We start from the raw sequence: 14,783 nt of genomic DNA, 5'->3' as shown, positions 1-14,783 counted from the left end.
TCAATGGCGTGATCTTTCCCAAAATGCTATATATAACGCGTAGAAATCGCAGGTCACAAAGCGACAAAAGCAAAGGCAGGGCAAATGGGGCGCATTTTCAAAGCATTGGTATTTCTGATCGTCATGGGATTTTTCCTGTTGGTCGGCTTTGCCTATATCGGCGATCTTGCCCCACAGCGCCAGCCCGTCAGACAACCGGTGACGCTGGATGTCAATTAAAGGCGCGCTTGCCTGCCTTATCGCCAGTGCCGGTCTTGCACAGGCCGAGGCCCCCCTTTCGGCAATCGACTGGCTGTCGCGGTCGGTTGCCGCGCCGCCCAACCTGGCCGAACCGGGTGTTGCCAGCACGGCGGCAACCGGCCAGATCACCGTCACGGCGCTGGGCCAGCCCAATCCCGATGCGGTCGGGTTGCTGTCGCCCGCGGTGGCAGGATTGCCCGCGCAATTCTGGGGGCCGACCCCGGGCAGCGAAATCGCGCGGCTGATCCGTGCCGACCGGGCCGATGCCCTGCCTGCGATGCAGGCCTTGCTGCATCGCATCCTGCTGGCCGAACTTGATCCGCCCCGCAATGATGATGACGCGGGCCAGTTGCTGCTGGCGCGTCTGGACCGGCTGCTGGATATGGGCGCGCTGGACCAGGCTCAGGCCCTGCTTGAACGCGCCGGGCCCAACGACCCGGAGCTGTTTCGCCGCTGGTTCGACGTATCGCTGTTGACGGGCCAGGAAAACCGGGCCTGCGACACGATGCGCGCCACCCCCGATATCGCGCCCACCTTTCCGGCGCGGATCTTCTGCCTGGCGCGGGGCGGCGACTGGAACGCGGCGGCGCTGACGCTGGAAACCGGCACCGCGCTGGGCTTCATCGATTCGGCAATGTCGGATCTTCTGGTGCGTTTCCTGGAACTGGACCCCGAAGCCGAAGCCAGCCTGCTGCCGCCGCCCCAACGCCCCAGCCCGCTGGTTTTTCGGATGCTGGAGGCGATCGGTGAACCCCTGCCCACCACAGGCCTGCCGCTGGCCTTTGCCCAGGCCGACCTGCGCAACACCACCGGCTGGAAGGCGCAGATCGAGGCGGCCGAGCGGCTGGCGCGCAGCGGGGCAATCGAACCCAACCGGCTGCTGGGTATCTATACCCGCCAGCGCCCGGCGGCGTCAGGCGGGGTCTGGGACCGCGTTGCCGCGTTGCAGACCTTTGATATTGCAGTATTGTCCCGCAATTCCGATGCGGTTGCCTCTGCCCTGCCCGGTGTCTGGCAGGCCATGCAATCCGCCGGTCTGGAAGTGGCCTTTGCCCGGCTATACGGCGACCAGCTATCCCATTTTGATCTGGCCGGCCCGGCGGGCGCCCTGGCGTTTCGCGTGGGGCTGCTGTCGGACGAGGCCGCCCGCATTGCCCAGGCCCGCACGGATCTGCCCCCCGAAGATGCCTTCCTGGCCGGGCTGGCGCGCGGTGATATCGCCGGGCAGCCCCAGACAGGGCCGATGGCCGAACGTATCGCCGCCGCCTTTGCCCCGGATGCGCAACCCGGCCCCGCAATGCAGACCCGCCTGTCCGAGGGCCGCGTGGGCGAGGCCGTGCTGCTGGCCGTCAACCTGATCAGCGACGGCGCCCATGGCGATGTGGCCGATGTGACCGAAGGCCTGGTGGTGCTGCGCCGCGCCGGCCTCGAGGCCGATGCCCGCCGTGCCGCCCTGCAATTGCTGGTGCTGGAGCGGCACGGATGACCCCTGATCACGCCCGCCAGATCCAGACATTCCTGCAGGCCAATGCCGCTGAAACCGATGCCGCCCGCAACACCCAGCTGGCCTATGCCCGCGATCTGACCGATTTCGCAGGCTGGGTCGAAACCCGGGGCCGAGAAATGATGCAGGCCGAACGCGCCGATATCGAGGATTATCTGGTAGCCTGCGATGCGCAGGGCCTGTCGCGCGCCACCCGTGCCCGGCGTCTGTCGGCGATCCGTCAGCTGTATCGTTTCGCCTTCGAGGAAAACTGGCGCGCCGACAATCCCGCCCTGCAGATCAAGGGCCCCGGCAAGGACAAGCGCCTGCCCAAGACGCTGACCATCGCCGAGGTGGACCGCCTGATCGAGGCCGCACAACGGCCCGGACGCGACCAGATACGCGATACCTGCCTGATGCAACTGCTTTACGCCACCGGCATGCGCGTCAGCGAACTTGTGGGCCTGCCGGTATCGGCGGCGCGCGGCGATCCGCGGATGCTGCTGGTGCGCGGCAAGGGCGGCAAGGAACGCATGGTGCCGCTGTCGCCCCCGGCGCGGTCAGCGCTGGCCGACTGGCTGACCCGGCGCGACGCCATGGTTCAGGCACAGAACCAGAAAACAGGCGCCCCGCCCAGCTGGTTCCTGTTTCCCAGCCACAGCCGCGAAGGCCATCTGACCCGCCACCGCTTCTATGCGATGATCAAGACATTGGCGGTTGCGGGCGGGATCGATCCGGGCCGGGTCACGCCGCATACCCTGCGCCATGCCTTTGCCACCCATCTTCTGGCGGGCGGCGCCGATCTACGCGCAATTCAGACCATGCTGGGTCATGCCGATATTTCCACAACCGAAATTTATACCCATGTGCTGGAAGACCGGCTGCGCGATCTGGTTCTGGATCATCACCCGCTGGCCCGGCGGCGCGGCACGGCTTGATCCATATCTTTACAAACCGCATAAGATCCCAAAGTCTTGCAGGATGCCACGATGACCATTGCTGAACATCTCGACACGGCCTTCTGGCTGACATGCGCCGCGATTGTCGGCCTGCTGATGCTGTCGGCCTTCTTTTCCGGCTCGGAAACCGCGCTGACCGCAGCCTCGCGCGGGAAACTGCGCGCCCAGGCCGACAAGGGGTCGAAGGGCGCGCAAACCGCCCTTGACATCACCGAAGACAATGAACGGCTGATCGGGTCGGTTCTGCTGGGCAACAATCTGGTCAACATCCTGGCGGCCTCGCTGGCCACATCGCTGTTCACGCGGGTTTTGGGCGACAGCGGCGTGGCATTTGCCACGCTGGCAATGACCCTGCTGGTGCTGATCTTCGCCGAGGTTCTGCCCAAGACTTATGCTATCACCAATGCCGAAACGGCCGCGTCGCGCATGGCGCCGCTGGTGCGCTGGGTGATCTTCGTATTCTCGCCCATGGTCAACGCCGTGCGCGCCTTCGTGCGCCTGATCCTGGCGCTGTTCGGCGTGCAGACCGACCCCGACACCCATATTCTGGCCGTGCGCGAGGAAATAGCCGGCGCGCTGCAACTGGGCCATTCCGAAGGGGTCGTGCACAAGGAAGACCGTGACCGCATCCTGGGCGCGCTCGACCTGAGCGAGCGCACCGTCGAAGAGATCATGCGACACCGCTCCAATATCGAGATGCTGGATGCCGATGAACCCTCCGAAGTGCTGATCTCGCGCTGTCTGGACAGCGCCCATACCCGGCTGCCGCTGTATCGCGGCGATCCGGAGAACATCATCGGGGTTGTCCATGCCAAGGATCTTCTGCGCGCCATCGACAAGCTGGTGCGCGGCCCCGAACGCACGCTGGCCGCGCTGGCCGATTTCAAGATCACCGACGTGGCGATGAAACCCTATTTCGTGCCCGAAACCACGACACTCGACGACCAGATGCGCGAATTCCTGCGCCGCCATACCCATTTTGCCCTGGTGGTGGATGAATATGGTGCATTGCAGGGCTTGATCACGCTGGAAGACATACTCGAAGAGATCGTGGGCGAGATCACCGACGAATTCGACGTCGGCGCCGAAAATCCGATGCGCAGGCTTGAAGACGGCACCCTGATCGTCGACGGCGCCATGACCATCCGCGATCTCAACCGCGCCACCGACTGGTCACTGCCCGATGACGAAGCCAATACCGTGGCCGGGCTGGTGATTCATGAATCCCAGACCATTCCCAATGAAGGCCAGATCTTCAGCTTTCACGGCTTCCGCTTCGAAGTCGCGGCCCGCAAGGACAACCGCCTGACCCGCCTCAAGATCCGCCCCCTGTAAAACGGCGCCCGTTGCGGGCGCCCGCCTTCGGCGAGAGTATTTGGACCAAGAAGAGAAGACAGGGATCACACTGCTGCATCTTCTTGGCCCAAATACTCATGTCCACGGCCGCAACGGGCGGCGGCCTTAGCGTGCCTTGAACAGGCTGCCCAGAATGCCGCGCACGATGCGTTTTCCGGTGGTGCCTTTCAATTCCTTGATCACAACCTTGCCGATCTCGGCCCCGATCGAGGTTTCCTTTCTGGCCCGGCTGTTGCTGCCGGTATAGCGGCGCGAGGCGGGCGCGTCGGCCCGTGATTTATCCGCGGCCTCGATCCGCTCTGCCTCTTGCGCGGCCCTGGCGGCCTCGGCTGCCCGGCGGGTCAGATTCTCATGCGCCGAATCGCGGTCGACCAACGTGTCGTATTTGCCCGCAAGGGGCGATGCGTCGATCAGGGCGCGGCGCTGATCGGCAGTCAGAGGCCCAAGCTGCGAGGATGGCGGGCGGATCAGCGTGCGTTCGACCACGCCCGGCACGCCCTTGGCCTGCAGAAAGGATGTCAGCGCCTCGCCGGTGCCGACCTCTTTGATGGCGGTTTCGGTGTCGAAGCGTGGATTGGGGCGATAGTTCTGGGCGGCGCGCGCCAGGTCTTTCTGATCCTTGGCGGTGAAGGCGCGCAGCGCGTGCTGCACCCGGTTGCCCAGCTGGCCCAGGATATCGTCGGGCACATCCGCCGGGTTCTGGGTGATGAAGAAGACGCCGACCCCCTTGGAGCGGATCAGGCGGGCGACCTGCTCGACCTTGTCCACCAGAGCCTTGGGCGCGTCGTCGAACAGCAGATGCGCCTCGTCAAAGAAGAAGACCAGTTTGGGTTTGTCGGGATCGCCGACCTCGGGCAGGGATTCGAACAGTTCCGACAGCAGCCACAGCAGGAAGGTGGCGTAAAGGCGCGGCGATTGCATCAATTGATCGGCGGCCAGGATATTGATCCGCCCCCGTCCCTGGTCATCGCAGAGCATCAGATCGGCCAGATCGACCGCCGGCTCGCCGAAAAACTGTGCCGCGCCCTGGTTTTCCAGCACCAGCAAGCGGCGCTGGATCGTGCCGATCGAGGCTGCGGACACGTTCCCGTATTGCAGCGTCAGCGTGCCCGCATTCTGGCCCAGCCAGACCAGCAGCGCCTGCAGGTCTTTCAGATCGAGCAGCGCCAGCCCCTGTTCATCGGCCAGACGAAAGGCGATGTTCAGCACACCTTCCTGCGCCTCGGTCAGTTCCAGCAGGCGCGACAGCAACAGCGGCCCCATTTCGGCGACCGTGGTGCGGATCGGGTGGCCCTGCGCGCCGAACATGTCCCAGAAGGTGACCGGAAAGGCCTGGTAGGTCAGATCAAGTCCGATGGTGGCGGCGCGTTTGGCAAAGGCGTCATGCAGCTTGTGCGCCGCTGATCCCGCAGCGCCCAGCCCTGACAGATCGCCCTTGACGTCAGACAGGAAAACCGGAACGCCGGCAGCGGAAAAGCCTTCGGCCATGATTTGCAGGGTCACGGTCTTGCCGGTGCCGGTGGCCCCCGCGATCAGCCCATGTCGGTTGCCATAGCGCAGCAAAAGATCCTGTGGCGCGCCATAGTCTTCGCCACCACCGCCGATGAAAATCGTATCGCTCATGAAACTCCCCTGCTGCGCCGTGTCACGTTAAAATACATTCTTAACCTCTTTGTGCCAGCATTGATCTGCAACCGGGCGTTCGGGTCCTGTCCGGTGGCATGACTTCCTCCCTGACAGACTGGCCGTGCCCCCGGGCGCGGCTTTTTTTCATGGCGTTTTCTTGCCATAGCCTGACAATGTCGCTGCTTTCGGCCTGACAGCGCCGCCGACCCGTGCTAGAGGGCGCAGACAGATATCAGACCAGATCAAGGATCGATATGTTCAAGTTTCCGACCACCGCCGCCTTTATCGTCGCCCTGTCGCTGGGCCTTGCTGCCGGGGCACAGGCACAGGACCAGAAAGACAAGCCCGAAACGCCGGCCGCCAAACCCGCAGCCGAGCAGCCCCTGTCGCTTGGCAAGGAAGAGATCGGCAGCGCCTATGTCCGCGAAGAGTTCGGCGCATGGCAACTGCGCTGTGTGCACGCGCCCGAGGGCAAGACAGACCCCTGCGAGCTGTATCAGCTGTTGAAAGACGAAAATGACAATTCGGTCGCCGAAATCAGCATTTTCGCCTTGCCGGATGGACAGCAGGCCGCCGCCGGCGCAACCGTGATCACGCCGCTGGAAACGCTGCTGACCCAGCAGGTGCGCCTTGCCATTGATGGCGGCGCGGTAAAGCGTTACCCCTTTGCCTGGTGCAGCCGCGTGGGCTGTGTGGCGCGGCTTGGCTTTACCCCCGAAGAGGTTGCCACAATGAAATCCGGGGCGACAGCGGTTCTGAGCATCGTGCCCGTCGGTGCCCCGGACAGTTCGGTGGATCTGAACATTTCGCTGAAAGGCTTTACCGCGGGTCTGGAGGCATCCAAAGCCGCGCTTGCGGCCGCGCAAGAATAGCCGGTGCAAAGGGTCCGGGCGCATCGCGCGCCCGGCCAAGGTTTGGTTCAGATCCTGCGCAGCGCCAGCACGGCGTTCAGCCCGCCAAAGGCAAAGGCGTTTGACAGAACCACATCGACCCTGGCCTGACGGGCCTCGTTGGGAACCACATCAAGCGAACATTCCGGGTCGGGTTCTTCATAGCCGATGGTGGGCGCGATGATGCCGTCACGCAACGCCATGATGCAGGCCAGCAGCTCCACGGCCCCCGTGCCACCTATCAGATGACCATGCATCGACTTGGTTGACGAGATCATCAACCGGTCGGCATGGGCCCCGAACACATCGGCCACCGCAGCGCATTCGGTCTTGTCATTCGCGGCGGTGCCGGTGCCATGGGCGTTGATATAGCCGATATCGGTGCGGTTCACCCCGGCATCGCGCACGGCGCCGGCGATGGCGCGCGCCGCGCCGTGTTTGCTGGGCATCACGATATCAGAGGCGTCCGATGTCATGGCAAAGCCGATCACCTCGGCCAGAATATCTGCGCCACGCGCGCGGGCATGTTCGTATTCCTCAAAGACAAAGATCGCTGCCCCTTCGCCCTGGACCATGCCGTTGCGATTGGCAGAAAACGGGCGGCAGGCATCCTTGGACATGACGCGCAGCCCTTCCCAGGCCTTGATCCCGCCAAAGCACAGCATCGATTCCGATCCGCCGGTGATCATCACCTGGCTTGCCCCGCAACGCACCAGCTGAAACGCCTGCCCCATCGCGTGATTGGATGACGCACAGGCGGTGGCCACGGTAAAGCTGGGCCCCTTGAGGTTGTATTCCATCGAAATATGGCTGGCCGCGGCGTTGTTCATCAGCTTGGGCACGACAAAGGGATGCACGCGGTTCTTGCCGTCTTCATAGACGCTGCGATAATTTTCATCCAGCGTGTTCATCCCGCCGCCGGATGTGCCCAGCACCACGCCTGACGCCGCCGCCAGATCGCCCGAAAAGCTGAGCCCCGACTGCGTGATGGCCTCTTTCGCGGCCAGAAGCGCGAATTGGGTGAAGCGGTCATACAGCGCGATCTGCTGGCGGTTGAAATGGGTTTCGGGGTCATAGCCATGCACCTGCCCGCCGATGCGGATCGACAGGCGTTCGACATCGCGGATATCAAGTTCGCTGATGCCGCAGCGGCCTTCGGCCATGGCTTTCATTGTATCGGGCGCATTCGCGCCAAGCGCGTTGATCGTTCCCTGCCCGGTTATGACGACGCGCTTCATACTTTCTGGTCGGCCACCAAAGCCTCGACGGCGCGGACGATCGCGGCGACCGACGAGATGTCGAATTCGCTTTCGGTGGGATCATTGGCGTTGAAGGGCACCTGGATGTCAAAGGCTTCCTCGATCGCGAAAATCGATTCGACCAGCCCAAGACTGTCGATTCCCAGATCCTCCAACGTGTTGTCCATTCCGACATCCGACACTTCGAGAACAGCCTGTTCGGCCAGAATGCGGATCACCCTGTCTTTCACGGATTCCGTCATGGTTTGCTTCCCTGCCCTGTCTGTGGCGTTGATTTAGTCGTTCTGGTCGCGCTTTGAAACAGCTTTTTGCAGGTCGGCCACCTGCGAAAACAACCTAGGGAGGCGCCGAAGCCCCTTATAGGTCTCGATATGGGTCTCCATCTTCATGGCAGGATAGCCCAGAACCGCCCGTCCGGCGGGGATATTCGACAGGATCTTGGTGCCGCCACCCGCCACGACATCATCGCCAACGAACAGGTTATCGGCCACGCCGACCTGCCCGCCCAGCACCACCCGATCGCCGATTTTCGTGGTGCCCGCGATGCCGACAAGCGCCGCAAACAGGCAATCGCGCCCGATTTGGACGTTATGGGCGACATGAACCAGATTGTCGATCTTGGTGCCCGCCCCGATGCGCGTGTCGCGGATCGTGCCACGGTCGATGGCCGAATTGGCCCCCAGTTCGACATCGTCACCGATCTGCACGCTGCCCAGCGAATGAATGCGCACCCAGCTTTGGGCCGCGACATTGCCGACCTGGCCCAGGTTTTCACGCACGGTTTCGACCGTCGATTTTTCCGGCGTCACGAAAGACAGCCCATCCGCCCCCACCACCGCGCCGGGCTGCGCGATCACGCGATCGCCGATCACCACGCGCGCGCCGATGCGCACGCCCTGCATCAGCAGCACATCATCGCCGATGCGGGCATCCTCGGCGATGCTGACATGCGATGCGATGCGGGCATTGGCGCCGATCCGTGCACCGGCACCGATCACCACGAAGGGGCCGATGGCGGCATTGATCCCGATCAGGGCGGTATCATCAATGATGGCGCTGGGGTGAACGCCCGGCGCGATGCGGGGGCCGGGATCCATCAGGCGGGTCAGCCCCGACAGCGCATAGCGCGGACGCGCTACAAAGATCGCCGCCGCCAGCCCCATCGCCTGCCAGTCGGCCCCGGGCCACAGAATCGCGGCGCGCGCCTGACCCTGTGCCAGACCCTCGGCAAATTTCGGGCTCATCGCCAGGGCCAGCGCATCGGGGCCCGCCTGGGCCGGCTCGGCCGCGCGGGCGACGGTCAGGGAAACATCTCCCACCGCCTCGGCCCCCAAGGCATCGGCGATCTGCTGAATTGTAAAAACCATGTTGCCCCTCTTGCCAATGCCCGTCACATCACCTCGGGGGACAGGATTATCCCCGAATGGCGCGAAGAACCACCCCGGCCTTTGCAAGGGCGGCGAAGATCTCTGCATCGCGCCCATAGATATCGCGACGGAACTGGATATGACCCTTAGCCTGAGTGAACGCCGTGCGATAGATCAGATGCACCGGCAAGGGTCGGACAAGATCGACACGCGTTTCCTTGCCCCCGGCAAGCGTCGCCTGAAAAAATCCCTGCGGATCACGCACCTGCGCCGATAGCAGCGCATACGCAAAATCGAACGGGTCGGCCAGCCGGATACAGCCATGTGAAAACGCGCGGGTTTCACGCCCGAACAACGATTTGGCCGGGGTATCATGCAGATAGATGTTATAGGGGTTGGGGAACATGAATTTCACCAGCCCCAGCGCATTGCCATCCGAAGGCGGCTCTTTCAGCCCATAGGGAAAGGTGTTTTCGGTATAGGCGCTGAAATCCACCGCATTGCGGTCAACCACGCGCCCCGATGCGTCGATCATCCGCAATTGCCCCGCCGCATTGGGGTTCTTTTTCAGCAGCGGCAGGTATTCCTTGACCACGATCGAACGCGGCACGTTCCAGGTGGGGTTCAGGATCATGTGATCCATCGTATCGGAAAATTCCGGTGTGCGCTGATCCTTGCGGTTCGATCCGACCACGGCGCGGGTTTCGAACACGGTCTTGCCGTTTTCGACGATGCGCGCGTGATAATCCGGGATATTGACCAGAACATGCCGCTTGCCCCGGTCCGGCCCCAGCCAGCGTTCCCGCTCCATCGCGACGATGATCGACTGCAGGCGCAGTTCGGGCGGCTGGTTGATTTCGGCGATCGTGCCCGCGCCGGCCACCCCGTCGGGCGCAAGGCCATGATCCTGCTGAAAGGCCTGAACGGCACGTTGCAGTGTCGCATCATAGACCTGCTGCGACGATCGGCCCATATAGCCCATCGCGATCAGCCGGTTGCGCAGCATGACCACCGCCGGCCCGGAATCACCGGGTTGCAACTTGGTATCGGGCACGGTTTCGCCCCAGCCACCGGCCCCCAGAATACGTTCATATCGCTGCTTTTCGACCAGCAGGCGATTATATTCGCCACTGCCGGGGATCAGGTAATTCATGTAAGCGCGCGGGCTGCTTTTGGCGAAGGCATCCAGTTGCGACAGCCGGTCGCGGCGCGGCGGGACGCGCTTGATTTCGTCATCCAACTGGCCCGGATTCAGAACGCCCGTCTGGATATCCTGTGCATATTGCAGGAAAATCCGGCTGGCTTCGGCCTCGACCCGGCCCAGATCATTCGGCGTGCGCGCGCTGCGGAACAACTGCTCCAGTGCGGCGGCGTCATAACGCGCGGCAGGCAGGCCATGATCATCGGCCCCGTCCAGCGCCTGCAACAAGGCACGGCGGCGCGCGCCATCCCCGCCTGATGTCCACAAGGGTTCATAACCGCGTGTGCGGTAGAATTCAGCCAGCGCCCGGTCGCCCGCGGCTGCCTGCGCCAGCGCCTGCTTGAATGCGACATCCTGCGCCCCGGCCCGCGGGCCTGTCATCGCAAGAGCCGCGACAAACATCGCCACAGCTGCGAAACCTTTGTAAAATGCCTTGTTATGCACCACTAAAACCCTGTTCATACCACTGTTCATCTTATCCGGCCGTCATGTGTCACAGGTGCCCGACCCGCGTTTTGTCTGTCCAGTCACAATAGCGCCAGATGGCCATTGCGACCGCCTGTGTTGCACAGGCACGCCTGAACGCCAATTCTTCCGCAACGGCAATTTTGAGCAATTTTCTGCCTATAGTCATTAATTCCTGACATTGTTGCCGAATCCGCACTTGGTCGATACCGCGAACCATGGCATAGAAATAAGGCACATCGGGGGATGACAACGCAACAAGCCGCAAAAAATGGCGGCAGCATGTACGGAACGGGCAGATTACACCATGACAGCGGATTTATCGTGCATTTCACGGCGGGGATTGCTTGCGGCCTTCGCAGCCACGACGATCGCGGCGGTGCCCACCAGTTCAAAGGCTTTCGGCATATTGCGCGGCGCCGGCGATGTACGACGGATTTCCATGTATTCCGGCCGCACCGGTGAATCGATCAACACGATCTATTGGATCGACGGTCAGTATATCAAGGAAGCCGCTGACGAGATCACCTATTTCATGCGGGACTGGCGCAGCGACGCCAAGAAAACGATTGATCTGCGCACCATCGACATCGCCGCGGCGGCCCATCGCCTGATGGATATTGACGAACCCTATATGCTGCTGTCGGGCTATCGCACACCGCAGACCAATGCGATGCTTCGTGAAAGCTCCAGCGCCGTGGCCCGCAATTCGCTGCATATGCAGGCACAGGCCGCCGATCTGCGGCTCAAAAGCCGCTCGGTCAGCCAGATGTTCCGCGCCGCATCGGCCTGCAATGCCGGTGGTGTCGGGAAATATTCCCGCTCGAACTTCGTTCACATGGATTGCGGTGATATCCGCACCTGGGGAAGCTAAGGCTGCACTATCCGTCATGTTTTCGAATGCGCCGCATCAAGCGGCGTTTTTTCATTTGTTGGACCGATATGCAGACTGCGCGAAAACCTGCCGGATTCACGCCCCTTGACACAAAACTTTCAAATGACATTCACATGCGGCATCCTTATCGCAGAGGTAACACAGATGCTGGCGAATGAGCCGCGAAATCACGGGGGTGGGCATGAAGATTGCAATTCTGGGCGGCGATGGATTTTGCGGTTGGCCCACCGCCCTGCACCTGTCCAATCAGGGGCACGAGATTCACATCATCGACAACCTGTCGCGCCGCTGGATCGACACCGAACTGGGCGTGCAATCCCTGACACCGATGGACAGCATTCAGGAACGCTGCCGGATCTGGAAACAACTGACCGGGCAGGAGCTGCATTTCCACCTGCTGAATCTGGCCACCGAATATGAACGGCTCAAGCAGTGGCTGGCCGAAAACCGGCCCGATGCGGTGATCCATTTCGCCGAACAGCGCGCCGCCCCCTATTCGATGAAATCGGACCGCCACAAGGTCTATACCGTCAACAACAACGTCAACGCGACGCATAACCTGCTGACCGCATTGGTGGAAACCGGGATCGACGCGCATCTGGTGCATCTGGGCACGATGGGGGTTTATGGCTATTCATCGGTCGGTGCGCCGATCCCCGAAGGCTATCTGGATGTGCAGATCGACACGCCATATGGCAAGAAATCGCAAGAGATCCTCTATCCGACCCGGCCCGGTTCGGTCTATCACATGACCAAATCGCTCGATCAGATCCTGTTTCAGTTCTATGCCCAGAATGACGGGCTGCGCATCACCGATCTGCATCAGGGCATCGTCTGGGGCACCCATACCGATCAGACCCGGCGCCACGAACAGCTTATCAACCGCTTTGACTATGACGGCGACTATGGCACCGTGCTGAACCGGTTTCTGATCCAGGCCGCGATCGACTATCCGCTGACCGTGCATGGCACCGGCGGGCAGACGCGGGCCTTTATCCATCTGCAGGATTCGGTGCGCTGCATCGAGCTGGCGCTGTCGGATGCGCCCCGCGCGGGCGAGCGGGTCAAGATCTTCAACCAGATGACCGAAACCCACCGGGTGCGCAATCTGGCCGAACTGGTCGCCGAACAGACCGGCGCGCGCATCGCCTATCTGCCCAACCCGCGCAAGGAGGCCGAGGAAAACGATCTGATCGTCAAGAACGATCAGTTTCTGGCGCTGGGGCTGAACCCGACCACCTTGCAGGAAGGCCTGCTGGACGAGGTGGTAGAGGTTGCGAAGAAATACGCGCATCGTATTGATCGCAAACGGGTTCCCGCCGTTTCGGCCTGGACCAGGGACATCGCCCAGCGGGTGGAAAAAGACCCCGAGGGCAAGCGGCTCAAATCCGTTTCATGACGCGCCGCGCCTATGTCACGCTGGTGACGAATGACGATTTCGCGCAGGGGGCGCGGGCGCTGGTGCGTTCGTTGTCGCTGTCGGGCACCGATGCCGATATCGTGGTGATGCATACCGGTGGCGTGTCCGACGCGGCGCTGGCCCCGCTGGCCGCACGCGGCGCGCGGCTGGTGCCGGTTGACCTGCTGCCGACATCGGACGCCTTCAACCAGGCCCATGCACGGGCGAAACTGCACGGGGCCGCGCCCTTTACCAAAGGCACCAAGCCCGCCTTTCACACGCCCTTGGATAATTTTGCCAAGCTGCGGCTGTGGCAGTTGCCCTATGACCGGGTGGTGTTTCTGGATGCCGATACGCTGGTGCTGCGCAACTGCGATAAACTGTTTGATTACCCACAGTTCTGCGCCGCCCCTAATGTATATGAAGGGCTGGCCGATTTTCACCGAATGAATTCGGGCGTCTTTACCGCGCGCCCCGATCCGGCGGTGTTCGATGTGATGCTGGCCCGGCTTGACGTGCCGGGCGCGTTCTGGCGGCGCACCGATCAGACCTTCTTGCAGGAATTCTTCCCCGACTGGCACGGGCTGCCGGTCTATTACAACATGCTGCAATATGTCTGGTTCGCCCTGCCCGATCTGTGGGACTGGTCCGCCATTCACGTGCTGCATTTTCAGTATGAAAAACCTTGGGAAGCCCATGAAAAGGCGGCGCAATTACGCCCGCTGATTGACCTGTGGCGCGCCTATGCCGGGGATGGGCCGGTGCCCGATATCGCCAGCCTGCCGGGCCCGCGCGCATGAGGATTGCCATCACCGGCGGCACCGGGCTGGTGGGCCGGTTTCTGGTGCTGGACGCGCTTGACGGCGGGGACGATGTCACCCTGCTGGGTCGCAGCATGGGTGAGTTCAAGGGCCGCGTCGCGCTGATGCCCTATCGTCTGGGCGAACAGCCTGATCTGGGCGGGTATGACCTGCTGATCCATTGCGCCTTTGCGCATGTGCCGGGCAAATATCGCGGCGGGGAGGGGGATGATGCCACCGGATTCATACGCGCCAATCTGGATGGCACGGCCACCCTGTTTCAGGCCGCACGCAATGCGGGCGTGAAACAGGTTCAGTTCCTGTCCAGCCGCGCCGTTTATGGTGACTATCCGCCCGGAACGGTGCTGGATGAAACCCTGACTCCGCGCCCGGATACACTGTATGGTCAGATAAAATGGGATACCGAACAGATACTTGCCGGTCTTTCCTCAGGTGAATTTTCAGGCACCAGCCTGCGCGCCACCGGCGTCTATGGCCCCGCCGCCCCCGGCCAGCGGCATAAATGGGCCGATCTGTTCGACGATTTCCGGGCTGGGCGCGCCATCGCGCCGCGCCGCGCCACCGAATTGCACGGCGCTGATCTGGCGGCGGCGGCGCGTCTGTGCCGCGCGGCGGCGGCGGGGGCCTATAACCTGTCGGATATGGTGCTGGACCGGCACGATCTGCTGGCGCTGGTGGCCGGGCAGGTACGTATCAGCACGCCCCTGCCGCCCCGAGCCGAAGCGCCGATATCGCAAATGCGCACCGACAAGATGCGCGCATTGGGATGGCGCCCCGGCGGGATGGACAGGCTGAAGGCCAGCCTGCCCGCGATGCTTTGAC

General features: G+C 62.6%; 14 protein-coding genes. 9 read left to right on the top strand and 5 right to left on the bottom strand.

Annotated features, from left to right (window positions below; all coding sequences use genetic code 11):
- The first annotated feature begins 84 nt into the window (after positions 1 to 84).
- The 4 genes from ACTCHC_RS06835 to ACTCHC_RS06820 are packed head-to-tail and all read left to right on the top strand — an operon-like array spanning position 85 to position 4,017.
- Entirely contained in the window at positions 85 to 219 is a 135-nt protein-coding gene (locus tag ACTCHC_RS06835; RefSeq protein WP_463021735.1) for a hypothetical protein, read from the top strand.
- Entirely contained in the window at positions 209 to 1,726 is a 1,518-nt protein-coding gene (locus tag ACTCHC_RS06830) for a hypothetical protein (protein ID WP_463021734.1), read from the top strand. Before ACTCHC_RS06835 ends, ACTCHC_RS06830 begins: the two co-directional genes overlap by 11 nt.
- Complete coding sequence (locus ACTCHC_RS06825) at positions 1,723 to 2,661, top strand: site-specific tyrosine recombinase XerD (RefSeq protein WP_463021733.1); 939 nt, start codon at positions 1,723 to 1,725, stop codon at positions 2,659 to 2,661. The genes ACTCHC_RS06830 and ACTCHC_RS06825 overlap by 4 nt, the downstream gene beginning before the upstream one ends.
- Positions 2,662 to 2,712: 51 nt before the next feature.
- Positions 2,713 to 4,017, top strand: a complete 1,305-nt coding sequence (locus tag ACTCHC_RS06820) for an HlyC/CorC family transporter (protein ID WP_463021732.1) — start codon at positions 2,713 to 2,715, stop codon at positions 4,015 to 4,017.
- Between the two features lie 126 nt (positions 4,018 to 4,143).
- On the opposite strand, the gene ACTCHC_RS06815 is transcribed toward ACTCHC_RS06820, so the two are convergent.
- Positions 4,144 to 5,661 (bottom strand): helicase HerA-like domain-containing protein, encoded by a 1,518-nt coding sequence (locus ACTCHC_RS06815; protein WP_463021731.1) that lies wholly within the window; start codon positions 5,659 to 5,661, stop codon positions 4,144 to 4,146.
- A 257-nt stretch (positions 5,662 to 5,918) separates the two neighbouring features.
- On the opposite strand from ACTCHC_RS06815, the gene ACTCHC_RS06810 reads away from it, so the two are divergent.
- Positions 5,919 to 6,536 (top strand): invasion associated locus B family protein, encoded by a 618-nt coding sequence (locus ACTCHC_RS06810; protein WP_463021730.1) that lies wholly within the window; start codon positions 5,919 to 5,921, stop codon positions 6,534 to 6,536.
- A gap of 47 nt (positions 6,537 to 6,583) precedes the next feature.
- Here the strand turns inward: ACTCHC_RS06810 and ACTCHC_RS06805 are convergent, their stop codons facing one another.
- The 4 genes from ACTCHC_RS06805 to ACTCHC_RS06790 are packed head-to-tail and all read right to left on the bottom strand — an operon-like array spanning position 6,584 to position 10,843.
- On the bottom strand, positions 6,584 to 7,792 hold the full coding sequence (locus ACTCHC_RS06805; RefSeq protein WP_463021729.1) for a beta-ketoacyl-[acyl-carrier-protein] synthase family protein: 1,209 nt from the start codon (positions 7,790 to 7,792) through the stop codon (positions 6,584 to 6,586).
- The gene (locus ACTCHC_RS06800; RefSeq protein WP_463021728.1) at positions 7,789 to 8,055 is read right to left on the bottom strand and encodes an acyl carrier protein; all 267 of its coding nucleotides are present in this window, start codon (positions 8,053 to 8,055) and stop codon (positions 7,789 to 7,791) included. Before ACTCHC_RS06800 ends, ACTCHC_RS06805 begins: the two co-directional genes overlap by 4 nt.
- A gap of 33 nt (positions 8,056 to 8,088) precedes the next feature.
- Positions 8,089 to 9,180: a UDP-3-O-(3-hydroxymyristoyl)glucosamine N-acyltransferase gene (gene lpxD, locus ACTCHC_RS06795; protein ID WP_463021727.1), complete on the bottom strand. Its 1,092-nt coding sequence runs from the start codon at positions 9,178 to 9,180 to the stop codon at positions 8,089 to 8,091.
- A gap of 46 nt (positions 9,181 to 9,226) precedes the next feature.
- Positions 9,227 to 10,843: a L,D-transpeptidase family protein gene (locus ACTCHC_RS06790; protein WP_463021726.1), complete on the bottom strand. Its 1,617-nt coding sequence runs from the start codon at positions 10,841 to 10,843 to the stop codon at positions 9,227 to 9,229.
- 310 nt (positions 10,844 to 11,153) lie between these two features.
- Here ACTCHC_RS06790 and ACTCHC_RS06785 point away from each other — a divergent pair, with 310 nt between their 5' ends.
- From ACTCHC_RS06785 to ACTCHC_RS06770, 4 genes are all read left to right on the top strand, one after another.
- The gene (locus ACTCHC_RS06785) at positions 11,154 to 11,720 is read left to right on the top strand and encodes a YcbK family protein (protein ID WP_463021725.1); all 567 of its coding nucleotides are present in this window, start codon (positions 11,154 to 11,156) and stop codon (positions 11,718 to 11,720) included.
- A gap of 202 nt (positions 11,721 to 11,922) precedes the next feature.
- Positions 11,923 to 13,140, top strand: coding sequence for an NAD-dependent epimerase/dehydratase family protein (locus ACTCHC_RS06780; protein ID WP_463021724.1), 1,218 nt, complete (start codon positions 11,923 to 11,925; stop codon positions 13,138 to 13,140).
- Positions 13,137 to 13,940: a glycosyltransferase gene (locus ACTCHC_RS06775; protein WP_463021723.1), complete on the top strand. Its 804-nt coding sequence runs from the start codon at positions 13,137 to 13,139 to the stop codon at positions 13,938 to 13,940. The genes ACTCHC_RS06780 and ACTCHC_RS06775 overlap by 4 nt, the downstream gene beginning before the upstream one ends.
- Positions 13,937 to 14,782: an NAD-dependent epimerase/dehydratase family protein gene (locus tag ACTCHC_RS06770; protein ID WP_463021722.1), complete on the top strand. Its 846-nt coding sequence runs from the start codon at positions 13,937 to 13,939 to the stop codon at positions 14,780 to 14,782. Before ACTCHC_RS06775 ends, ACTCHC_RS06770 begins: the two co-directional genes overlap by 4 nt.
- Position 14,783 lies beyond the last annotated feature (1 nt).

It is taken from the genome of Actibacterium sp., assembly GCF_055134745.1.
The sequence above is the reverse complement of the archived record's forward strand: the minus strand, read 5'-3'. Positions and strand labels throughout refer to the sequence as shown.